At 65.3% G+C, this 19,189-nt stretch carries 29 protein-coding genes; 9 read left to right on the top strand and 20 right to left on the bottom strand.

Going from position 1 to position 19,189, the window contains the following annotated elements; translation table 11 throughout:
- Positions 1–2: 2 nt before the first annotated feature.
- The 20 genes from KIT79_12605 to KIT79_12700 all read right to left on the bottom strand — a co-directional run bounded on the left by KIT79_12605 (position 3) and on the right by KIT79_12700 (position 15,377).
- On the bottom strand, positions 3–335 hold the full coding sequence (locus tag KIT79_12605) for a hypothetical protein (GenBank protein MCW5830142.1): 333 nt from the start codon (positions 333–335) through the stop codon (positions 3–5).
- 34 nt (positions 336–369) lie between these two features.
- Entirely contained in the window at positions 370–816 is a 447-nt protein-coding gene (locus KIT79_12610; GenBank protein ID MCW5830143.1) for a hypothetical protein, read from the bottom strand.
- A 28-nt stretch (positions 817–844) separates the two neighbouring features.
- On the bottom strand, positions 845–2,284 hold the full coding sequence (locus KIT79_12615; GenBank protein MCW5830144.1) for a DUF2586 family protein: 1,440 nt from the start codon (positions 2,282–2,284) through the stop codon (positions 845–847).
- A 2-nt stretch (positions 2,285–2,286) separates the two neighbouring features.
- Positions 2,287–2,661, bottom strand: coding sequence for a hypothetical protein (locus KIT79_12620; GenBank protein ID MCW5830145.1), 375 nt, complete (start codon positions 2,659–2,661; stop codon positions 2,287–2,289).
- A complete protein-coding gene (locus KIT79_12625) occupies positions 2,648–3,247 on the bottom strand; it encodes a hypothetical protein (protein MCW5830146.1) in 600 nt (199 codons plus the stop codon). The genes KIT79_12620 and KIT79_12625 overlap by 14 nt, the downstream gene beginning before the upstream one ends.
- Positions 3,244–3,711, bottom strand: coding sequence for a phage virion morphogenesis protein (locus tag KIT79_12630; GenBank protein MCW5830147.1), 468 nt, complete (start codon positions 3,709–3,711; stop codon positions 3,244–3,246). Before KIT79_12630 ends, KIT79_12625 begins: the two co-directional genes overlap by 4 nt.
- Positions 3,708–4,160 carry a DUF1320 family protein gene (locus KIT79_12635; protein ID MCW5830148.1) on the bottom strand — a complete coding sequence of 151 codons (453 nt, stop codon included), beginning with the start codon at positions 4,158–4,160 and terminating at the stop codon, positions 3,708–3,710. Before KIT79_12635 ends, KIT79_12630 begins: the two co-directional genes overlap by 4 nt.
- Positions 4,161–4,300: 140 nt before the next feature.
- Positions 4,301–5,257 (bottom strand): major capsid protein, encoded by a 957-nt coding sequence (locus tag KIT79_12640; protein ID MCW5830149.1) that lies wholly within the window; start codon positions 5,255–5,257, stop codon positions 4,301–4,303.
- Positions 5,258–5,296: 39 nt separating this feature from the next.
- The gene (locus KIT79_12645) at positions 5,297–5,992 is read right to left on the bottom strand and encodes a hypothetical protein (GenBank protein MCW5830150.1); all 696 of its coding nucleotides are present in this window, start codon (positions 5,990–5,992) and stop codon (positions 5,297–5,299) included.
- 4 nt (positions 5,993–5,996) lie between these two features.
- On the bottom strand, positions 5,997–7,115 hold the full coding sequence (locus tag KIT79_12650) for a hypothetical protein (protein MCW5830151.1): 1,119 nt from the start codon (positions 7,113–7,115) through the stop codon (positions 5,997–5,999).
- Positions 7,116–7,128: 13 nt separating this feature from the next.
- The gene (locus tag KIT79_12655; GenBank protein ID MCW5830152.1) at positions 7,129–9,417 is read right to left on the bottom strand and encodes a DUF935 family protein; all 2,289 of its coding nucleotides are present in this window, start codon (positions 9,415–9,417) and stop codon (positions 7,129–7,131) included.
- 22 nt (positions 9,418–9,439) lie between these two features.
- Positions 9,440–10,924 carry a hypothetical protein gene (locus tag KIT79_12660; protein ID MCW5830153.1) on the bottom strand — a complete coding sequence of 495 codons (1,485 nt, stop codon included), beginning with the start codon at positions 10,922–10,924 and terminating at the stop codon, positions 9,440–9,442.
- Positions 10,921–11,409: a DUF1804 family protein gene (locus KIT79_12665; protein ID MCW5830154.1), complete on the bottom strand. Its 489-nt coding sequence runs from the start codon at positions 11,407–11,409 to the stop codon at positions 10,921–10,923. The genes KIT79_12660 and KIT79_12665 overlap by 4 nt, the downstream gene beginning before the upstream one ends.
- 51 nt (positions 11,410–11,460) lie before the next feature.
- Positions 11,461–11,907, bottom strand: coding sequence for a hypothetical protein (locus KIT79_12670; protein MCW5830155.1), 447 nt, complete (start codon positions 11,905–11,907; stop codon positions 11,461–11,463).
- 17 nt (positions 11,908–11,924) lie between these two features.
- Entirely contained in the window at positions 11,925–12,368 is a 444-nt protein-coding gene (locus tag KIT79_12675; protein ID MCW5830156.1) for a hypothetical protein, read from the bottom strand.
- Between the two features lie 147 nt (positions 12,369–12,515).
- On the bottom strand, positions 12,516–12,938 hold the full coding sequence (locus KIT79_12680) for a hypothetical protein (GenBank protein MCW5830157.1): 423 nt from the start codon (positions 12,936–12,938) through the stop codon (positions 12,516–12,518).
- Positions 12,939–13,066: 128 nt separating this feature from the next.
- Entirely contained in the window at positions 13,067–13,360 is a 294-nt protein-coding gene (locus KIT79_12685; GenBank protein MCW5830158.1) for a hypothetical protein, read from the bottom strand.
- A gap of 197 nt (positions 13,361–13,557) precedes the next feature.
- Positions 13,558–14,166 carry a thermonuclease family protein gene (locus KIT79_12690; protein ID MCW5830159.1) on the bottom strand — a complete coding sequence of 203 codons (609 nt, stop codon included), beginning with the start codon at positions 14,164–14,166 and terminating at the stop codon, positions 13,558–13,560.
- Positions 14,123–14,602, bottom strand: coding sequence for a hypothetical protein (locus tag KIT79_12695; protein ID MCW5830160.1), 480 nt, complete (start codon positions 14,600–14,602; stop codon positions 14,123–14,125). The genes KIT79_12690 and KIT79_12695 overlap by 44 nt, the downstream gene beginning before the upstream one ends.
- A gap of 46 nt (positions 14,603–14,648) precedes the next feature.
- Positions 14,649–15,377 carry a LexA family transcriptional regulator gene (locus KIT79_12700; GenBank protein MCW5830161.1) on the bottom strand — a complete coding sequence of 243 codons (729 nt, stop codon included), beginning with the start codon at positions 15,375–15,377 and terminating at the stop codon, positions 14,649–14,651.
- A 145-nt stretch (positions 15,378–15,522) separates the two neighbouring features.
- Between KIT79_12700 and KIT79_12705 the strand changes: the two genes are divergently transcribed.
- Genes KIT79_12705 through KIT79_12745 form a run of 9 tightly spaced genes read left to right on the top strand, consistent with a single transcriptional unit; the run spans position 15,523 to position 19,183 of the window.
- Positions 15,523–15,702 carry a hypothetical protein gene (locus KIT79_12705; protein ID MCW5830162.1) on the top strand — a complete coding sequence of 60 codons (180 nt, stop codon included), beginning with the start codon at positions 15,523–15,525 and terminating at the stop codon, positions 15,700–15,702.
- A 2-nt stretch (positions 15,703–15,704) separates the two neighbouring features.
- Positions 15,705–16,172 carry a hypothetical protein gene (locus KIT79_12710; GenBank protein MCW5830163.1) on the top strand — a complete coding sequence of 156 codons (468 nt, stop codon included), beginning with the start codon at positions 15,705–15,707 and terminating at the stop codon, positions 16,170–16,172.
- An 8-nt stretch (positions 16,173–16,180) separates the two neighbouring features.
- Positions 16,181–17,155 carry a hypothetical protein gene (locus KIT79_12715; GenBank protein MCW5830164.1) on the top strand — a complete coding sequence of 325 codons (975 nt, stop codon included), beginning with the start codon at positions 16,181–16,183 and terminating at the stop codon, positions 17,153–17,155.
- 29 nt (positions 17,156–17,184) lie between these two features.
- A complete protein-coding gene (locus KIT79_12720) occupies positions 17,185–17,685 on the top strand; it encodes a hypothetical protein (GenBank protein MCW5830165.1) in 501 nt (166 codons plus the stop codon).
- Positions 17,682–17,978, top strand: a complete 297-nt coding sequence (locus tag KIT79_12725) for a hypothetical protein (GenBank protein MCW5830166.1) — start codon at positions 17,682–17,684, stop codon at positions 17,976–17,978. Before KIT79_12720 ends, KIT79_12725 begins: the two co-directional genes overlap by 4 nt.
- Positions 17,975–18,373 (top strand): hypothetical protein, encoded by a 399-nt coding sequence (locus KIT79_12730; protein MCW5830167.1) that lies wholly within the window; start codon positions 17,975–17,977, stop codon positions 18,371–18,373. The genes KIT79_12725 and KIT79_12730 overlap by 4 nt, the downstream gene beginning before the upstream one ends.
- The gene (locus KIT79_12735) at positions 18,370–18,543 is read left to right on the top strand and encodes a hypothetical protein (protein MCW5830168.1); all 174 of its coding nucleotides are present in this window, start codon (positions 18,370–18,372) and stop codon (positions 18,541–18,543) included. The genes KIT79_12730 and KIT79_12735 overlap by 4 nt, the downstream gene beginning before the upstream one ends.
- The gene (locus KIT79_12740) at positions 18,540–18,809 is read left to right on the top strand and encodes a hypothetical protein (GenBank protein MCW5830169.1); all 270 of its coding nucleotides are present in this window, start codon (positions 18,540–18,542) and stop codon (positions 18,807–18,809) included. Before KIT79_12735 ends, KIT79_12740 begins: the two co-directional genes overlap by 4 nt.
- Positions 18,806–19,183, top strand: a complete 378-nt coding sequence (locus KIT79_12745) for a hypothetical protein (GenBank protein ID MCW5830170.1) — start codon at positions 18,806–18,808, stop codon at positions 19,181–19,183. Before KIT79_12740 ends, KIT79_12745 begins: the two co-directional genes overlap by 4 nt.
- Positions 19,184–19,189 lie beyond the last annotated feature (6 nt).

The following is a 19,189-nucleotide window of genomic DNA, read 5'->3' on the forward strand; positions in this document are numbered from 1 at the left end:
GGTCAGACTTTTTTTCCGGCGAGGTCCCCGTTGAGGCCGGTGAGGTCGAGCAGGGTTCCCGCCACTTTCAGGAACATGACCGGACTCTTCTTCCGGCACTCGCCGTATTCGGTATGGGAGAGGCACAGGGCCGCCGCGAGATTTTTGGTGGCGAGGCTGGGCTTCTTCGCCGCCTCGTCCATGAACCTCTCGACGTCCGCCTCCTGCGGGACGCGGAACCACAGGTTCACGCCATCGACGGGGATCAGGATCACCTGCCCGTCGCGCTTGTGGTGCTCCAGGACATGGGGCGGCGCGGATTTAAGGGCCTCGCCGGTGCTGGTTTCTTCACTCATGATCGCCTCCGTGGGACTGGATCAGGGCCGCCGGTCAGATGACCGGGAGCGGGTTGGGACTGGGCACCGCCCAGTCGATCTTCGTGCAGAGGAAGTCGAGCTTCACCGTGGTGTTGGTGCTCTCTCGTGATGCGCCCTCCAGCGCGTGCTTCTTGATCCGCACGTTGTAGAGAAGATCCGTGAATCCGACCTCGCCGCTGTTGCCGAAGTGGACGATCACCGGGAACGGAGGCAGTTCGTCCGCGTAGGCCTTCAGCATGCCGCGCACGTAGAGCATCAGCTGGTTGAACCCTTCGCGGTTCATCGCGAGGTCTCCCGAGTGGGTCCGGGGTCCCAGTCCGATGCCGGGTTCCGCGTCCTTTCCATGGTGGTGGTTCATCACGCGTTCGGTCGCGTAGTTGATCCCCGTGCAGTGAACCTCGATGTTTTTCGGGAGCAGGATCTTGATCGTCTCCCAGTCATAGGTGCGTCCGTTGATCATGCCGGTTCTCCTCGGGTTTGCGCCGTCTTCATCGCGTGACCAGTTGGCTCGTTACGCCGATCTGGATCTCGATGTCCTCGATGTGGTCCACCGGCTGCGCCTTCACGACGACGATGGCCTTGCCGTCGGCGGCGAGATTCGTCGTGGGGGCGATCTCGACACTGACCGCGACGAGCTCGGACGGCGTCCGGTTCACCATCCCGTTCACGATGGCGTTCTTCACGTTGGCCACGAGCAGCCCGAGTCCGGCGCCGTCACCCTCGAGCGGAGACGAATCGTCCCCGAAACTGAACGTCGCGGCGAACAGCGCCAGCCGGACCAGCTTGTCGAGCGCCCGCACCGTGGGCAGCGACTGGTAGGGGCTGCCGTCCTCGGCGAGCGTCCGCGCATGGCTCCAGTACCACGACCGGTGGCCATTGTGGCGGCGGACGGTGTTGATCCGGGCGTCGTGCAGGAACAGCGCATGCGTGTTCGTGAACGCCTTGTCGACGCGCACGATGGCGGCGGCCTTGCCGTCGAGCACCCGGCTCATCTGCCGGTTGACGGTGACGGCCTGGATGCGCGATCCGAAGACGCCGAGCGGGCTGGCGTGCTCGGTGCGGCCCTGTCGGCTCACTTCGACCGGTCCGGCGACGACGGCCACGCGGTCGGTGGCGAAGCTGTTCGCCTCGTTCCGGGACGCGCTCACCCAGGAGTCCATGTCCTCTTCTTCGTCCTCGTAGTCCCGGCCCGCCAGTTCGCAGACGAAAAAGCAGGGCTTTCCGGAGACAGCCCGGTCGAAGGACCACTGTTCGTAGGCCGCCCAGTCGGCCGCCGACGACGGACCGGCCACGGCGACGAATTCGAAGTCGAGATCGGGGTTGGCCTCGATGGCGGCGTCGAGCGCCTCCACGATGTCGGCGGCGCTGGCCGCCGGGCCCTTGACCGTGGCGGTCCAGGTGTCCCCCGCGAGGAAGCTCGGGTCTACTGACTCGTGGTTCGTGAAGGTGATCGTCACGCCGGTGTCCGCGATCTCAATGGCGCCGTCCGACGGGATGAGCGCCGACGGCAGGAACGTGTCGCCGCCGTCGAAGGAGATTTTCACCATCGCGGTGCCGCGCTGGCCCGCCTTCGTGATGACGGCCACGAGCTCGAAATCTTCCGCGGGGTCTCCGGAGAGCGCGGCCGTTCCGCCGCTGGTTCCGGTTATCGACAGCGCGCCCAGCACTCCGGGAATGCTCGGATCGGCCTTGACGCCGATGGCCGGTTTGCGGGCGTTCAGTTCCACGTAGTGGTCGATGGCGAGGTCGGCGAGCGATCCGCGTCCCAGCACCGACCGGAGATTCACGTCACGGCCGAGGAAAAAAACCCGGCCCGCGTCGCCGTCCTTCGAGGTGACTCCGGCGAGCAGCGCGCGGCCGGAGACATCCTCCGGAAGCCGGTTCAGTTCACCTGCGGTCCTCGTCGCGTTGATTCCGCCGAAGGGCATGATCAGTTACCGCCTTTCAGGTCTTCCGGATTCCTGCTGTCCGGCTCGTCGCGGCGCTGCCGTTTCCCGGAAGGTGCCGGGCGATGTGCCGGGGTTTCCGGAAACAGTGCCCGGAACGGGCGCGAGTCGCCGGTGGCCCGCTTCGAGCAGAACGCATCGAGTACGCTGCGGAACTCGTCCGCACTGACCTCGATGCTGTTGGAGCGGTCGCCCGCGCCGGACTTCCACCCGGCAAATATCTTCATGCCGGCGAACACCGCCGGGCTGACATTGAGGTCGCGGGCATAAGCAGCCGGTGTGCCGGGGCGGATCTCGCCCTCCCCGGAAGCGAAAGATCGGCCGCCGGCCTTCAGCAGGGTGATTTCAGTCTTCGACATCGGGATCTCCTTCGGGCTCTTCGGCCGGGGGAACCGGCGGGAACGTCTTCGTCACGTCGCCGGCCCGGACCTCCATCTGGACGGACGCCACCACAGGGACTTCCGATTCCGTGCAGCGGGGCCCCTCGAACTCGACGTCGAACAGCGCGATGCCGGGATGTCCCAGGCGGTCAAGCCGCTCGTCCAGCCGGATGTCACCGGCGGTCACCCGGCACTCGCAGTCCTGCGCGTCGGCGAACCGGCGCGGCAGCGCAAGGGCCAGGGCCTCGGCGAATTCGACCGAATGCTTCGGCTGCCCGACATGCACCCGCACCGTGTAGCCCAGTGCCGCCCGGTACCGTTCCCGCAGTTCGCGGACCACCGGCACCGGTGGTTCGCCGCCCTCCGGCGTTTCCGGCTCGTGGAGGACCTTCGCCATCGGCTGGCCGCTGAACGAGTTTCCGAATGTGTCCGCATCGGCATGGCAGAGGCCGGAGTATTGCAGCAGATCTTCGATGAGCTGTGTGCGGGCGCACTTCCAGTTTTTCGCCGTGGCGACGGCGAGGATGGCGGCGTCGAGCTGGGCCAGGCATTCGGCGCTGTTCATAGCGACACGATCCTTTCCAGCTCTTCCTCGATCTCGCCGAGACAGAGGGCGGCGAGATCATCGTCGAACCCGATCATCGGGCGCTCGGGAATTTTCGAGCGGGACGGCCCGTTCCCGCCGGCGTCCTGGTGGAACTTCGCCTTCGGGTCGTTCGTGCCGACTTCCAGAACGCCGGACGAACCCATGACCGTCACCTGCCCGGTGAAGGACCGGGCCAGCGTGCTCGTGTCGCGGAGAATCTTCGGCGATCCCGATCCCTTCCCCTTCGTCCGGTTCAGGAGCGTGGCGACCGCGAGCGGGTCCCACTTCTCCCCACCGGGGGCTTCCTCGTCTTCGAAGTTCCGGGACACGTCGTTCAGGATGTGCTCGCGGCAGCGCTTCAGCATCCGCGTGGGGTTCGCCGCGGCAGCGGCCATCCGCTGGAGCGCGGTGGACAGTTCTGTGAAGCCGGTGACGGCGGTCATGACGTGAACGCCTCCCGGCGGCGGCCATCGTAGGTTTCCGTCGCGGCGGTCTGCTTCACGATCCTCGCCGACGTGACGCGTGGAGCGTCCGTGTCGCCGAGCGGCAGCCGCTTCGCGCTGATCTGCTGGAGTTCCTTCAGCGCCCGCTCGAAGTCATGCCTGACATCCTCGTGGCGGGAGACTTCGTTCTTTCGCGAGAACAGCTTGAACCGGGCGACGGCGAGCGCGAGTTCGCGGGCGCGGACCAGGGCCGGTCCCGTGAGCGGAAGAACCATGGCCGGTTCCAGATAGGAATCGACGAGCGCTTCGGCCTCGGAGATGACAGCCGAGATCACCAGCCCGTCGGCGGCGGCGTCCAGCGGCAGCGGCACCGCGTCCACCGTCAGGTGGATGAGCATGTCCGCCGAGATCGACCGGGCGACATCCTGGCTCGTAACGTAGGCACCCACGTTCTGCCTCTTTCCTTCCGGGAGGCTGGCTCGTCAGGCCGGGGGCGCCTCTCTCTCCCCGGCGACGGAAGGCGGAGGCTCCTTCCGTTTCGCCCGTTTTCCCATCGGCGGACTTCGGGTCCGCTTCAGGATGCGAATCTCTACAGCGCGTCGGTCCAGAGGAAGCCGGCTTTCGCCAGCGCCACGTAGTGCGCGTAGAAATCATTGACCTGGACGACCCGGCCCTTGCCGTTGGCCGTGTCGTAAGTGCGGACCCGCTGGAACTGCGGATCGTTCAGCCGGAGGGTCCAGCCGAACGTCGGCGCTTCCTTTTCGTTGACCGGGTTCCGGTAGTAGAGCAGCACGAAGTCGCTCCAGACATCCGTGATCGTGCCGCCGTCCCTGGTCATCGTCGCGGCGGAGCCGAGAACGATCTGGAGGCCGGGGATGCCGAAATAGGTCACGAGGTCGTCCGCCGTCGGGAGGCTGCCCTTCTGGTAGGCGAACGCGGCGCGGACCTTCGGGTGCGTCCGGAGCCGGTTGAATACCGGCACCGGGAGCATCAGCCGGTTCGGCTGCTGGCCGCCCGTGCCGCGCCGGATCGCCTCGGCGGCGGCGAGGATCGCCACCTGCGGATCGGAACTGTCGTGCGACCATTTGGCGGTGCTGGTCAGCGTGTCCTTATTGTCGGCGGGGTAGATGCCCGCGTTCGTGACCATGCCAGCGCACAGCACTTCCTTGCGAAGCTCGATGCGGTGCTGCAGGACTTTCGTCTTGCGCGACTCGATGTCCACCTCGCCGCCGGGGCGGGTCTTCGCCGCCCGGATTTCCCGTACGTCGATCAGCTCCTCGAGCGAATGTTCCCGGAGCGTCACGTCGCCGAAACTCGAGTCGCTGGTGACGATCCGCTTCGGGTCGTTCCGGGGCGAACGCTCGTCGTTCACGACCACGAAGGCGTCATGGCCGAACGACTCGATCTGCACGGTCTCGACCGGAACGATCAGTTCCGGAAGGATTTCGCCGTAGATCAGGCTCTGCGCCCGGTAGCCGAGGGAGACCTCGTTCAGGACCGGGTGAAGCCCGGCGGCGAGGTTGTCCAGGTTCTTTTCAGCAGGCATCGTTCGTCACCTTTCCTTCGTCGTTTCTTCCCGTCCGGATCAGAGCGCGATCAGCGCCGTGATTTTGAAGTCGGAGTTTGAGACCGTTCCGCCCTTGGTGACGACGGCGTCCAGCCGTCCGCCGCCGGCAGCCCGGCTCGCCATGATCATGGCGGCGGCAACGTCGGCGGTGAGGGCTCCGTCGCCGTCAGTGGTACGGGTATCGAAGTCCGCGAGAACGGTGGAGCCGTTCTTCAGCTCGATAACCAGATAGTCGGTATCCGACTGCGTACGGCCGTCGGCGGACTCCACATAGGCACCGACCAGCTCGGCATTCGCCGGCAGATACGGTCCTTTCTTGGTCGTGTTGGCCGTGACCGTTCCGAGGTTCAGGTGTACGATCGTGACAGTCTTCCGATGCTGGACGAGCAGCACCGGGATCGTGTCACCCGCCGAACCGGCGGCGAGTGCGATGGCTGCCGTGCCGGACGGCCCGCACTTCACGGCCTTGCCGCTGGCGCCAGGCCCGAGGTTCTGCCCGCCGAGGACCGCCTCGGCGAGTTCCACGACCGCCGTGCCGATGACGATGGAGGCGAACGTGTCGCCGGAGTTGTAGCGCCGCTCGGTGACGCCCTTCGCGGGATTCGTGGCTGTCGCGTAGTTCCCGTCGGCTCCGACGAAGCGGTGGGCCTCGAGGGCGGCGGCGGCAGTGATGTCCTCGCGGAGAAGGGGCTGGTGGGTTGCGTCCATTACCATCGGATCAGTCCTCGCTGTTGTCTTCTTCGGTTTCGGCCGCCTGCAGCTGGCTCATGGCCAGGGACAGGGCGTCGCCGTATGAAATCTTCGGGTCTTCCTTGCGGATCTTCGAGACCGCCTTGTGGAGCTTCTGCTCCGTCGACAGGTCGGCACCGTCCTTGCCCTTGCCGGCCTTGTCGCCCGGATCGGAATCCTTCGTGGCGACCTCTTTCGACAGGTCGGCATTGGGCTTTTTCCCCTGCCCGAGCACATCGCGGAGGAACGACTTGAAGGCGCTGCGGCGCGGGAGGGTTTCCTTCGCGCCGTCGCCCTTTGCCAGCTCGACGGTGTCGGTGTCGGCGAGACCGGCGAGCAGCTCAGTCAGAAGCGGGGAGAACTTCGGAAGGATCTTCCCCTCCCTGACGAGAGATTCGGAGAAATCCTTTGCGTCGGCGCGGGCGCGGACCTCGGCTTCCTTCGCCAGACGGTCGGCGGTTTCCTTCTCCTTCCTGCGGAGATCGGCCAGCTCGTCATCCTTGGCCTTCAGCGTCTTCGCGAACTCGGCAGAGGCAGCTGCCGTCGCGTCCTGGATCAGTTTCTGCTTTTCGGCTTCCGTCATCTCGGGCTCCTGCATCTGGTCTTCGGCGCTATCGCCCCCGAACTCGAAGTCGAAGGCCGTGCCGCTTGGACCATCGTAGGAAGCGCCGGTTCCGGTTTGCGGGACCGCGAACTCCGGGTCGCCGTCCGCCATGCCGGGAACGGCGGGGAGCACCGCACCGAGGTAGCCGACGTGCGCGAGGAACCAGCCCTTCGCGTCCTTCAGTACCCGCACCGACTTCTTCCGGAACTTCCCTTCGCGGAACCACCGGGCGAACCGCGAATCGACATCGCGGAACTTCGCCAGCAGCCGTCCGCCCGATACCTTGAGCCGGTCCACCCAGCCATAAGCAGGGTGATTGTCCTTGGGGTGCCCCAGCACGATGGGCGCTTCGTACCATTCCGGGCCGTGACGCTCGGCGATGGTCTTCAGGTCCGCTTCCGTGAACGTGACCTTCGTTCCGTGGGCGTCCACGAACGTCCCGGTCTTCAGGATCTCGATCCACTGGTCTCCGAGCGAGCTTTCGTTGGCGGATTTTTCGGGCATGGGCGTCTCCTCGTTATTCGGTGGCTCCGGGGTTGTGGTCCCAGCCGGGATCGGGGGTGAATCCGGCGGGGAACGGCGAGGGTCCGGTGAGGCCGCGACGGCGGGCGTCGGCTTTCGTCACACCGCGCGTGGCGCACCGGCAGCGGTGGCCGTTGGGCGGCCAGATCGTACGCCACACGGGATCGGCCTTCGGCGCGACGAACCCGGCCAGCGCCGCGTGCGCCGGCCGCGTGCGGTCGTCGCCGACCGTCAGGTATTCGTACCCCCAGTAGAAGTCGCCGAGGTCCGGGTCGTTCATCTGCTGCCAGCGGGCGCCGTTGTAGGCCTCGGCGGCGGTGTTCCTGAAAACGGTCTCGAGGTAGTGGTTCGACGCCGGCGTGTAACCGTGGTCCTGGTAGATCTGCCTCACTGAGTCCGTGAACTCCTTCAGGGTCTTCCCCTGCTCGAACGCCTCGGCGCGCGCCTTCTGGACGTCCGAGACGAACTGCTCCGTCACGTCGCCCGCGATGGAGAACGCCTTCCGGCGGGCGGCGTCCGCCACCGCCTTCAGCGCCTCCTGCGTCATCGGCAGCTTCGATGCGAACAGCTTCAGCGCCTCGGTGGGCACGAGGTTCAGGATGTTGATGGCGATGAAGTCGAGCGCCTCCACCGGTGCGAGGCGGAACCGGCCGTCCGGCGTCCAGCCGGACCGGCGGGCTTCGTCCACCACGGAGACGCGGCCCTCAAGGCGTCCGGCAAGAACAAGCCGCTCCATGATGTCCACGAGCGGAAGCGGCGGAGCCATCCGCCAGGAGGCGAGCGACGGTAGCGCCCCGGCCGACTGCACCGCCGCGTCGAAGGCATCCCTCAGTTCGCGCATCGGGTCGCCGAACGTGCGGAGCGCCCGTTCCGAGAGTTCGTCGATCCGGTCGTGCCGCTCGCGGGAAAACTCGATCAGGTCGAGCCGCTCCGTCAGCGTCAGCTTTCGTGCGAACTCACGGGCGGGTCCATCTGATGGGGTCGCGGGCGGATTGTCCGGCGGGCCGCCGCCTTCTTCCGGCAGGGGCGATCCCGGCGCGGCTGGCGGGGCCGCCGCTTGAAGCACCGGTTCGCCGTCCTTCGGCGCCGGGATGCCGTAGGTCTCCCGGACGTAGCTTTCCGGAATCTCCACGCCCATTTGCTGAAGCAGGCGGTCCCGCTCGGCGAGGCTCTTCTGGTCCGCCTTCGCGTCGTAGTTGATGACGAAGCGCGGGAAACGGTCCACGTTGAAATTGAACCCGCAGATCCACGGGATGAGCTGGCCGTTGAAGACCTCCATCAGTTCCTCGCAGTCGCAGGCGGTCAGCTCCTCCTTGGTCCGAAGGTGAACCGCACCGAGCGCCTGGGTGCCGTTCCGGCCTTCGCCTGACGACAGCGTCTGTCCGATGATCGCCTGCGTGATCCCGTCGTCCAGCAGCTGGATCAGCGGGATGAATGACAGGTTTCCAGCCTTCGCCAGCTCGCTCTCCAGAAGCGTCACCTTCACGTCGCCGGGGATCGTGACGCCGGACATCTCCTCGATCTCCGCGATCACCGCTTCGAGGTCGTCGATCTGCTCGTCCGTATAGGTATCCGGGTAGGTGGCGATGCTGGTCGGGGAGCCGAACTTCTTCGACATCCGCACCCACGAATCGATCACCTGCCTCTTGAACCATGAGTACCAGTACACAAACTTCGCCTCGCCCTGGCCGTAGGGGTTGTCGTCTTCGGGCTCGTGTGTGAAGACGAGGAACTTCCGTTCCGGCAGCTCGACGCCGTTCTGAGGCTGCTCGCGGGTGAGCATCCGGAGATGGTTCTCGTGATCGAACACGAACCGGCGCGCGGGGCGGCCGAGAATCTTTGCGGGCACGATCAGCGTCCGGCCGAGGATGTCCCGTGTCTCCCAGACGATCTCGGCCACGGCGACGCCGGTGCCGATCCCGGCCAGCAGGTGGTTGTTGATCCGTTCCATGGGGAGCAGCAGGAGCATGGCCTCGACGGCCTCGCGGGCCTCCAGGTCGGCGGGTGTGTCTCCCGCGGGGACGATCTCCCAGGGCCGCCGGCGGGCAGAGACCCGGCGCTCACGGATGGCGGCGCGGACCTTCGGATCCTTGACCATCAGCTCCCGGTAGTGCTGGAGCGTCCGGCCTTCGTCCCGGAGCACCTCGTCGGGATTCCGCTTCACCGCGAGCCAGGCGTCGGTGCTGGCGGGATCGGAGCGGTCCGACCCGAGTGCGCCCGGCTCGGGCTTCAGCTTCTCGCCGCCGGCGGCGAATATCCTCAGAAAAGATTCTCTCAGTCCCATGGTTCCTCCGTGCCGACGGTGTTCACCGCCGCCGCGCAAACGCCTTGATCCGGCCGGCCGCCGTCCGGTGGCCGTCCATCGCCCCCGCCATGGCGTCCGGACCGTCGTCCTTCACCGAGGTGCGCGGATAGGCGAACAGCTGGTCGAGCAGGATGCGGGTATCGCCCACGTTCCGGTTCGTGAGCAGCTCGCCCCGTTCCATCACCGGGGCGGCGCGTCCGATCCGGGTCTCCTTCGCCTCGCGGGCGGTCCACATCGTGAAGGGGAGCGAGTAGCCACGGCGCTGCGCCTCGTACCGGAACGGCTCCTTATAGAGAGAGGCGAAACCGTTCGACTCGAACCGCCAGACGCCGATCTTCCGGCCGAACCGCTCGTAGATGTCGTAGTGCGCCCGGACGTATTCCTCCGGGGAATCTTTCCGGATGCGGACCTCGGCGATGTGATGGCGGCCGTCCTTCAGCGCGTCCACGACGATCACCTTGAAGTCGTTTGATCGCCCCTGACCGGCAGCCGGGTCCGAGTGGGCGGCGAGGCGGAAACCGTCCCAGCGGCCGATCAGCGCGTCGGGATAGGAGGTCTCCCACGACGGCCGGAACATCATGCCGTCCTCGTTCGGCTCCCCGTCGTACTCCTGCGCGTAGAGACGCGAACCGAGCCGGGCCAGTTCGGCGTCCAGGAACGCGGTGCTCTTGATGAGCGGTGCGATCGATTCGCCCCGTTCGTCCCGCGAACGCCAGATCCGGCATTCCCAGGCGTGCGAGAATTCCGAGTCGCCTTTTACCAGCCGCGAGAGCGCGGCGGTCTTGGACACCAGCGTGCCCACCCAGGTGAGCGTCCAGCCCTTCGGCGACAGGGCCGGAATGACCTTCGCCATCATGTCGGTGAGCAGCGCGTTCACCCGGTCCGGGTTCCGCGCCAGTTCCTCGTCTTCAAGGTCGTCGAACACGCCGAAGTCGGGACGCTGGCCTCTGGTGACGAGGCCGCGAATCGGCTGGCTGAGTCCCAGCGCCATCAGCCGGGCGCCGCTGCGGATCGTGAAGTCGGTCTGCGTCCAGGCGCCTTCGGTCCACTGGGGGCCGTAGTCGCACAGGAGGCGCTCGTTCGCCTCGAACTCGTCGCGCACGGCCGTCACGAAGTTCGAGGCGAGGTCTTCGGTGATCGACTGGACGAAGCCGAACCGGTAGCCGGCGCACAGCATTTTCCAGATCGGCATGCCGAACGACGTGACCGTGGATTTTCCGAAGCCGCGGGGGCCGACGGTCGCGGACGGTTTATCCCGGAGCAGCGACACGCCGATCAGCGCTCGGTGAAACTCCGACAGCTCCGTCTCGAACCAGTGAGGCAGATAGGTGCGGAGGAACCAGCCCGGGTCTTTGGCCGCCCGTTCGCGGCGGAGGCGGCATGCCTCCGGCGACACATCCTCGAACGGCAGAACCGACTGGAGCCGCTTCGCGCGGATCTCCTCCATCGCCCGGAGGTAGTCACTGATCTTCAGCTGGTGGCTCACCGAGAACGGATCTCCTTGTACCGGTCGATCAGCTCGCGGTTGATGCGGTCGAGGTGCTGGTCGAACCGGCGGGCGAGGTCCGTGTCATGTTTCGCCAGCACACCGAGCACCGTGTCGAGGACTTCCCTGGAGATGCCGAGAAAATCGACGCTCCGGTCCACGCGCTGGAGAACTCCGTTCAGCTTTGCGATCCGGTCGATCAGCGTCATGAGCCGCTCGCCGGTGTCACCGGCCGAGGCGTCCCGCTCCATTTCCGTGACCAGCACGGCGAGGGTCGCCTGGATTTTTTCGGACACGTTGACGCTGGAGGCGATGCGGGTCTTCCGGAGGTCGTCCCACTTTTCGGCGTCACGCCACTTCCGGAGCGTGACCTCCGAAACGCCGGTGAGGTCCGCGATTTCGGAGAGCGGTTTCCCATCGTCCACATAGAAGGTGCGGGCCTTCGCTCCGGACTCCAGGTATTTGGGCCCGTTCTGGTAACTCATCCGCCCTCCGGAGCCGCCGCGCAATCCGGCGAAGAAGCCCGTTCAGGGCGTTCAGGAACACCTGGAGCCGGTCCGGACGATGGCTGGCCCGTCCCCGACTGTTCCGGGCTCCAGGACTGGGGATTCCGGCCGGATGCGGCAGCGGTCCTCGCAGGTGCGAAGGCAGTCCTCGCCGCAGGATTTCAGGCAGGGCCCATCGTAACGGCTGGCGCAGGCAGCGGGCGTGAGCCCGAGTCCGAGCGCGAACACCAGCGCCACCGAGCGGATCCGGACGTTCCGCTTCATCTGGTCCAGGAGCGGCGCGAGGTTGCCGGGCAGCGCGGCCCGGAAGGTAGCGATGCCGATGCCTTCGAGGGCCTGGGTCATTTCGGCGGAGGTGAAGATGTCGAGGGCCCCGGCGTGGTCTCCCATGAGCAGCTTCGTCACTGCCTGGAGTAAAACCAGCAGGGCCACGAGGTAGGTCCGGTATCCGGATCCGAGAGTCAGCAGTTTCAGCACGGGGTTCTCCTTCGTGGTTAATGCCGTTCCGGCGGCCGGAACGGCGGTCGGACCTGGATGTGGATGTGGGCGCCCTGGCCGACATCGTGATAAAGCGCGGTGGGGTAGCGGGCGGCGGGGGAGCCGAACGGCGCGTACGGGAACTCGCGGTTCAGCTTCGTGACGAGGCTTTTGATGGTGGCGGCGTCCAGGTCACGTGTGCGGATGTCCACGGCCCGGCCGTCCTCGTGCGGCGACTTCACGGGTTCCTGCCGCCCGAGGCGGATCGCCTCGGCGCGGTATCGCGCCTGAGTCTCCGCGTCACGGAAAACGCAGGTGATCGTGAGGGTCTTGCCGCGCTCGCTTAAGTATTCGGCGGCGGCGCGAATGACAGGCTGCAGCCGCACGTCGGCCCGGAAGAGCTGGTCCTCCAGCTCCGGGACCTTGAACGCAATCGTGAACTTGGGCGCGGCACCGGCCATGCCGCGAGGTTACGGACGGGCGGTTCCGGTTTGCGGGACTAGGGGTTGAGCCGGGGACGTTCTAGTGGTGGAGTTTGCGGGCGTTGCCTCCCCGCAACTGCCTGATCGAGTCCAATGAACTCTCCCGGTAGTGGGTCAGTTTGAGGATTAACGGCGATTTTTGCGCCGAGCTTCCCGCTCAGCCTTTCGTCTATCTCTGCGATCTGGTTTGTGGCCACCTGTGTTAACCGACCGCTTAGATGGGGGTTCTGGGATTACCGGGATAATGTCGCAATATGCGCCACTGCCATCATAGATCAAACGGACAAATCGGAAAAAATCTCTCCCTAAAAGGCCATTAAATGGGCGTGGATTTGGCGGTGTGGCCATCCCAATCATCTCGGATGTAAAAGTAATTCCTCTTTTTTTGGTACCGTCCCCGACCACCAATGTGATACTCAGCAAATAGACTGGGCAGTTTTCCGGGACATGGGAGACCCCCGTCATTTCTTCAAATCGGATAGGCACAATCCCCAAAGACTCTGCAATCCCTCTGTCGATAACCGTTTTTTGTGCCCCAGTATCGACCATAAGGCGCACTTTAACGCCTCCGGCCTGGGCCGAAGCCTCCCCTGCTTGAAGGGGTCGAGTAAGAGTAACTTCTACGAGAGGCCCCTGAAGGACCAGTGAATCAGCATTGGCGCTCTGGCAACGATGCTTCACGCGTAAGAAAGGCCGAACATTACTGCTGTGGTGACAGGTGTCGCGGCTTGTTCCACAACGGGGCCGATAACATAGCCAGCCTCAGCCCCAAATTCTTTTAAGGCGGATTCGTAGGCGCTGCGCTCGTCATCGTGGAAGCTCTTTACCGAACCGCCGAGAAAAACCACCCATTTGCCGGGATGCGTTTTCAGGAGTTCTGGAAGCGCCTTCCTGAATTGCAGAGTTTCCTGTAAGACTTTTTCAGATGTAGTCGTCATATGGCTCACCACCGTTTTTACAATAACCATCATACGTGTCCATGTCTAGTGGTATCCCAGAAGCCCAACCAGTTCCGCGATGAACTCTCCCGCTCGCTGGACCTATGAAGAGCTTTTCGCCGCACACAGGCGAGAACCCCTCTAAACTTACTCGTCCTAATTGGTCCGCCCGAACCCCCACTAGCCTCCGGGTTTCACACAGAACTCTGCGGGCGCAGTGCGTCAAAGGTCTATTCGCCGGATTTCTGTGCCCGCCGGAACTCCCACGGCGGTTCAGGGCCGTCCTCGTGCCATATCCCGAGGCGGTCCGCTTTCGCAGCGGCCTCCGCCTCCTCGAGCGCCCGGTCGTCTCCCGCGTACTGCCGGTACCACCAGGCCCACCCGGAGCGCACCATCTCAATCTCCACGTCACGGCCGTCGTCGGTGGTGACGCGCCCGACGGTTCGCTGGTAGCGGTCGCGCTGCCGGGGCTCGACGATCACGGTGCCCGACGACACCAGCGACTCCAGGAATCTCCACGCCTCCTCGCCGCCGGGCTGGCCGTCCCGGCCCCGCTTCGGCGTCTCCGGAGCATCCACTCCGCCGAGCCGAACCGTCACGAGGATGGCGCCGGGCGGCAGGCACGCCGGCTCCACATCGAGCGTGTCTCCGTCCTTGACCTTGACTACTCGCGCCGCAAAGGACTTCGAGCCCGCCGATACTGGCGCGTCGCAACGGCAATCCAGTGGCGCGGTCTCACTGACCGGCGCGATGCACCCCGCGAGGAGCAGGAGCGCCGCGAAGAGCGCGGTGAGCTCACTTCGCGTGCGCGAGTCTGACGATGGCGGACGACAGCTCATCGCGGCCCCTTACCGTCTTCTCGGCCGGATCGTAATCCCACCAGAACACCGACTCGGTTCCGTTGTGCTCGACTTTCACGAAGTGTATCCAGACTGGTTTCGAGCCGGTCACACTGACGCCGGGAACCGTGTTCCGGTCAATCTCCCTCCACCCGCTCGTGACGGCGTAAACGTCCAGGATTTCCCGGAAGGTCTCCGTCCCCTGTTTCGAGGCGAGGATATTTTCCGTCGCCTGTTCGCGGGTGAGCCCGCCGGGCGCCTCCGGCCCGCACATCGCGAGCACCACGCCGATCAGGACCCCAAGCACGATGATGCCGAGGCACCCCTTGCCGAGCTTTCGACCCTGCGCTTCAAGCTCGGCCTGCTTCGCCGCCTTCTGCTCCTCGATCCGGACCCGCTCCTCGTCCCTGATCCGCTGCTCTTCTTCCGGTGTCATTGTCACCCCTCCCACGTTTCACGCGCCCCGGCGCGGGCGCAGTGCGTCAAATCTTCCGGCCGAGCCAGACGACCCGGCCTTTCAGTTCAAACCCCCGCCCGTCGTTCTCGTCCACCTCGAACGATTCGTACCGGGGATTGTCGCTGATAATCCGGATCTTCCCGGACGGCGTCCGCTGCAGCCGCTTTACGGACAGCGCGTCGCCTTGGCGGATGACGTAGACGCCGCCGGAACCGACCGTCTTCTGCCGGAGATCCACGAGCAGGATGTCGCCGCCCAGGATCGCCGGCTCCATCGAATCCCCTTCGGCAGAGATCAGACGGAAATCCTCTTCCGGATTCGAAGTCCGGAGTTCGCGCCGGAGCCACTCGGTGCGGAACGCCATTTTCACGATCTCGCGCTCCTCGCCCACATCGTTTCCCGGGCCGGCGCTCGCCCGGACATTGAGCAGCGGGATGCGGGCGAAGTCGCGGGCGAACTGGACTTCATAGGCGGATGCCATTTCGGCCAGCCCGGCCTTCTTCATGGGCCGGACAGCGGAATCCTGCAGGGCGGCAGTATCGTCCGACAGCTCTTCTCGGAATGCCGCCTTCACCAGTTCGGCGGGCTTGCGAAGCATCGGCCCCTCGCCGGTCTCCAGCCATTTCAGGTTCACCCCGCGAATCGCGAGCGCGGTTGAAACGAGTGTCTTTGGGGCTTCGCTGACGTCGTTTTCCCAAGCCGAGACGGTCTTTTGCGACACCCCTAGGACCTGGCTCAGGTCGGCCTGAGTCAAGTCGAGTGCATCCCTTAGTGATTTCAACTGTTTACCAAACATTGGTAAAATATCTTGACTTAATACCATAATCAGGTATTACTCATACCATAATATGGAACCGTTCGAAGTCGCCCATCGCCTCCGCAAAGCCGGACACACCCAAGTGGACCTAGCCAAGGAGTTCGATTGCACGCAGGGTTTCATCAACCACGTCATCTACGGCCGAAAGTCAAACCTCCGTATCCAGACTCGCATCGCCGAAATCCTCGGCGAACCCGTTGAATCCATCTGGCCTTTCGCCACCGAAACCACATTACCGCAAATTTCTGGAGGCGCGCAATAGCGATGCCGCAGCGAAGATTAGACACCCCCCTGTCTGCGGCTTCGGGAACCGGTGAAGCCGCCAGTGAACTCGAAGGCCTGCCCCTTTTCACCGGCGTTCCACTCGCGCCCGTCACGCGGCCCGGCGAAGGCCAGCTCGACTGCGGGCCCGGTCTCAAGCGCATTCTCACGGACGCCATGAAGCCGTTCAGCCGTTACGACGTGGCGGCGGGAATCGGAAAGTTCACCGGCCGGGACATCACCAAAACAATTCTCGACGCCTGGACCGCCGAGTCCAAGGACCAGAACCAGATGCCCGCGCACCTGGTCCCGGCGTTCGTCCACGCGACCCAGGACACCGGCCTCATCGAGGAACTCTGCCGGCTCTGCGGCGGCGCGTTCGTGCCGTTCGAGGAAACCCGTCTTCTGAAGAAGGCCCGTATCCAGAAAACCATCGAGCTGCTGAAGCAGCAGATGAACTCGCTGAAATAGGAGACCCCATGCAAGCTGAAATCTCGTCCACACGCCCGCTGCCTGAGCACCGCTTCGTCGAGGGCATCGATCTGCTCGCCCTGATGACGCCCGTCGGGGAAAAGGTCGAGGTCGTCACCGACGAGGAGCGCGACCACACGGAGACCGTCACGGTCACGGCTCCGCTCCGTGACCGGGCGCTCCAGGAAATCCACGCCATCGCGTCAAGTTCGAACCGGATCGTGCTGGCCCTCCAGCGTATAGAGCGGGAGAAGCTCTACGCCGCCTTCGGCCACCGGACCATGCGCGAGTTCCTGGAGTCGCTGTCGAAGACGCTGAAGAAGTCGCTCCGCACGATGGAAGAGAGCCACCAAATCGCCCGCGGCATCCACCCGGACGTAATCGGCGGCGCCATCGAGACACTCACCCACAAGAAACTGATCGAGGTGGCGAAGCTCGGGCCGGGCGCAACGAAGGAACGCATCGCCGCCCGCGTCGTCACCGAAACGGGCGAGGACCGGCCGGAAGCCCTGCTCAAGGTGTCCGACACGGAAGTCGTGGATCTCGTGGGCGCGTCCGTTTCCGAAGTGAAGGGCAAGATCAGTGAAGTGTGCAAGGCGCTCCGGATTCCGGTCAGGGGCAAGGAACCGAAGAAGAAGGTGGGCGAGTTCAGGGACAAGGTTCCGCCATCGATCCGCGCCGTGGACATCCTGATCTTCCTCGCCGGCCGCAGCGGTCCGGTCCGGACCAGCGACGTGGGCAACCATCTTCGCAAGCTGAACGGTGACGACGCAAAGAATGCCGACATGGACCCGGCGGCGACCCGCCACCTGCAGGCCTTCGCCGATCACGGAATCGTCGAGAAGATCGAGAGCGCCGGCGGCAAGGCTGAACGATGGCAGATCATCGGTCAGGTACGCGCCCGGATGATCATCGGTCTGCTGGAGCAGGCCGAGGCGGACGACGGGCTGATCCAGAAGGTCCGCAGGCACCTGGAGAAATAACCCCTCATTCACGCGAAGCGGAGGCAAGCATGGGCACGACCGAAACAACGGACGAAAAGAAGGTGGTCCCCTTCCGGCGGAAGGAGGAACTGGGATCACCGCCGCTCGATTCGCTGCCGGAACCGGCGGATGACCACGAACGCCGGCTCATCGACATGTTCCGGAAGACCGAGGACGAGCTTCGCTCCGAGAAGGAAGAGACCGCGCGGCTCGAACACGAGGTCGCCCGGATGGCGGACCACCTTCGCCTCGTGACGGCGAAGGTGGCCGCGGCGGCGCCGGGCCGGATGGAGTCCCTCGAAGGCCGCATCCGGGAACTGGAACGCCAGCTCCGTACCGCGCCGGACCTGCAGGCGGAAACCGAGGAGATGCTCCAGCGGTCAGCGCAGCTCAGGCGCGGGCTAGCGCTGATCGACCCCGCCGCCTGGAAGCCGAACGATACCCAGTTCGCCCTCGTCATGGGGTCGCTCGCGCAGACCCGCGAGGCCATTGAACGGTTCGCCGCCGCAGCCGGAGGAGACCTGCCATGAGCGACCGCATGATTTCCCGGGCGCGGCACGGCCGCGACGCACTGCTCCTCGAACGGGCGGCTCTGCTGAACGAACGTCCCACGGCCGAGGCGCTCCGGCGGATACACATCGCCGCCGTCGCCATGGATTATGTGCGCGGCTACACGGATCTGGACCAGCTGCTGGAAGCTGTCCGGTCGGACCCGGACGAAGACAACAGCGGCTCCGGCACGCCGCCGGAACCGGAGCCCGAACCGTCCGTCTATTCCCCCGACGAAGATGCCCTCTGGCACGACGAAGGAGTCGCCGGATGAAGGCGCTCAGGATCGCCGGACCGTCCGAAGCCGCCGCCCGGCTGCGCTGTCTCGGCGGCGACGCCGGGTCCGTCCGGGCCGTGGCGTTCTTTGCCGGGACGGGAACGGCGAAGGCCGCCTTCGTCTCCGCCTGGTCTGCCGTCGCCCGCGAAGGCGACCGGCTCATCTGCTGGCCGCGCAGGCTGCTCACGCTGGAGGACATCGCCAGGAAAGTCGTCAGGCTCCGGCTCTGCGGCATGACGGCCGCGCTGGTCGAGGTCCGGCCGTCCGACATACCCGAAGGACTGAACGTTCTAATCGAGACCGCTGCGACGCGGGAACTCCCACTGATCCTCATGGATCGCGACCCGGGCCCGCTGTTCGCAGTTCACCACTCCGGAGGGGCCACGGCATGAACTGCATCCAAGCGATGGACCTTTCGCACTGCATTCAGCTGGTGATCTTCACCGGGATGGCCTCGTTCGCCCTCGGGTGGCTGTGGGGTGAGCGGGCCGGCCGCGAGGAGATCCTGGAGCGGCTGAATCCGCCCGCACCGGAGCCCAACGGAAAGGACCGGACGAAATGAGCACCGGGGTCTTCGCCGAGAACGTCCGGCAGGCGCTGGAGTTCGTCGAGATGCTTGGTCCCCACTCCATGCTGACGCTCGCCGACATCATGGACGAGTTCGGCGTGTCGATGCCGGCGGCGAAGAAGATCGTGGGCCGAGCCCGGCATCTGGGCTTCGCGGTGCAGACGGTCCATCTCGACAGCGGGATCCACGTCTACCGGATCGACACGGACGAGCTGAGGCGTGTCATGCAGATCGCGGCGAAACGGAGGAAAACCAGGTGAACCCCAGGACGCACACACCAGAGGAAATGAAGGCCATGCTCCGCCAGTTCATCGAGAACCGGTGCCGGGGCCGCGAAAACTCGATGAAGCTGAACGCGCTGGCCCGCCAGTTTTTGACGGACCGGAAGGCGGTGCAGGCGGCGATCCAGGGGCTGATCGCCGACGGGGTTCCGGTCGGCACGTCGAAAACCCCTCCGGCCGGTGTCTTCCTGATCGAGAGCGAGGCGGAGCGTCTCGCAGCCGCGAACATGCTGATCCGCACGGCGGTGAGCGAGCTGAAGCGGGCGGCGGCGCTCAAGAAGATCCCGCTCGGAGACGTGTTCCGTCAGCTCGAACTGGGGTTCGTCCCGCAAATGGGGACCGGCAGGCCCTAGGGTGGT

This window comes from Deltaproteobacteria bacterium (genome assembly GCA_026129095.1).
In the GTDB taxonomy this organism is placed as follows: domain Bacteria; phylum JAGRBM01; class JAGRBM01; order JAGRBM01; family JAHCIT01; genus JAHCIT01.

What these genes read in the sequence shown, in the direction of transcription:
- KIT79_12605 (MCW5830142.1), bottom strand. Translation starts at nt 335, where the DNA reads ATGAGTGAAGAAACCAGCACCGGCGAGGCCCTTAAATCCGCGCCGCCC.
- KIT79_12610 (MCW5830143.1), bottom strand. Translation starts at nt 816, where the DNA reads ATGATCAACGGACGCACCTATGACTGGGAGACGATCAAGATCCTGCTC.
- KIT79_12615 (MCW5830144.1), bottom strand. Translation starts at nt 2,284, where the DNA reads ATGCCCTTCGGCGGAATCAACGCGACGAGGACCGCAGGTGAACTGAAC.
- KIT79_12620 (MCW5830145.1), bottom strand. Translation starts at nt 2,661, where the DNA reads ATGTCGAAGACTGAAATCACCCTGCTGAAGGCCGGCGGCCGATCTTTC.
- KIT79_12625 (MCW5830146.1), bottom strand. Translation starts at nt 3,247, where the DNA reads ATGAACAGCGCCGAATGCCTGGCCCAGCTCGACGCCGCCATCCTCGCC.
- KIT79_12630 (MCW5830147.1), bottom strand. Translation starts at nt 3,711, where the DNA reads ATGACCGCCGTCACCGGCTTCACAGAACTGTCCACCGCGCTCCAGCGG.
- KIT79_12640 (MCW5830149.1), bottom strand. Translation starts at nt 5,257, where the DNA reads ATGCCTGCTGAAAAGAACCTGGACAACCTCGCCGCCGGGCTTCACCCG.
- KIT79_12645 (MCW5830150.1), bottom strand. Translation starts at nt 5,992, where the DNA reads ATGGTAATGGACGCAACCCACCAGCCCCTTCTCCGCGAGGACATCACT.
- KIT79_12650 (MCW5830151.1), bottom strand. Translation starts at nt 7,115, where the DNA reads ATGCCCGAAAAATCCGCCAACGAAAGCTCGCTCGGAGACCAGTGGATC.
- KIT79_12655 (MCW5830152.1), bottom strand. Translation starts at nt 9,417, where the DNA reads ATGGGACTGAGAGAATCTTTTCTGAGGATATTCGCCGCCGGCGGCGAG.
- KIT79_12665 (MCW5830154.1), bottom strand. Translation starts at nt 11,409, where the DNA reads ATGAGTTACCAGAACGGGCCCAAATACCTGGAGTCCGGAGCGAAGGCC.
- KIT79_12675 (MCW5830156.1), bottom strand. Translation starts at nt 12,368, where the DNA reads ATGGCCGGTGCCGCGCCCAAGTTCACGATTGCGTTCAAGGTCCCGGAG.
- KIT79_12680 (MCW5830157.1), bottom strand. Translation starts at nt 12,938, where the DNA reads ATGGTCGATACTGGGGCACAAAAAACGGTTATCGACAGAGGGATTGCA.
- KIT79_12685 (MCW5830158.1), bottom strand. Translation starts at nt 13,360, where the DNA reads ATGATGGTTATTGTAAAAACGGTGGTGAGCCATATGACGACTACATCT.
- KIT79_12690 (MCW5830159.1), bottom strand. Translation starts at nt 14,166, where the DNA reads ATGAGCTGTCGTCCGCCATCGTCAGACTCGCGCACGCGAAGTGAGCTC.
- KIT79_12695 (MCW5830160.1), bottom strand. Translation starts at nt 14,602, where the DNA reads ATGACACCGGAAGAAGAGCAGCGGATCAGGGACGAGGAGCGGGTCCGG.
- KIT79_12710 (MCW5830163.1), top strand. Translation starts at nt 15,705, where the DNA reads ATGCCGCAGCGAAGATTAGACACCCCCCTGTCTGCGGCTTCGGGAACC.
- KIT79_12715 (MCW5830164.1), top strand. Translation starts at nt 16,181, where the DNA reads ATGCAAGCTGAAATCTCGTCCACACGCCCGCTGCCTGAGCACCGCTTC.
- KIT79_12720 (MCW5830165.1), top strand. Translation starts at nt 17,185, where the DNA reads ATGGGCACGACCGAAACAACGGACGAAAAGAAGGTGGTCCCCTTCCGG.
- KIT79_12725 (MCW5830166.1), top strand. Translation starts at nt 17,682, where the DNA reads ATGAGCGACCGCATGATTTCCCGGGCGCGGCACGGCCGCGACGCACTG.
- KIT79_12730 (MCW5830167.1), top strand. Translation starts at nt 17,975, where the DNA reads ATGAAGGCGCTCAGGATCGCCGGACCGTCCGAAGCCGCCGCCCGGCTG.
- KIT79_12735 (MCW5830168.1), top strand. Translation starts at nt 18,370, where the DNA reads ATGAACTGCATCCAAGCGATGGACCTTTCGCACTGCATTCAGCTGGTG.
- KIT79_12740 (MCW5830169.1), top strand. Translation starts at nt 18,540, where the DNA reads ATGAGCACCGGGGTCTTCGCCGAGAACGTCCGGCAGGCGCTGGAGTTC.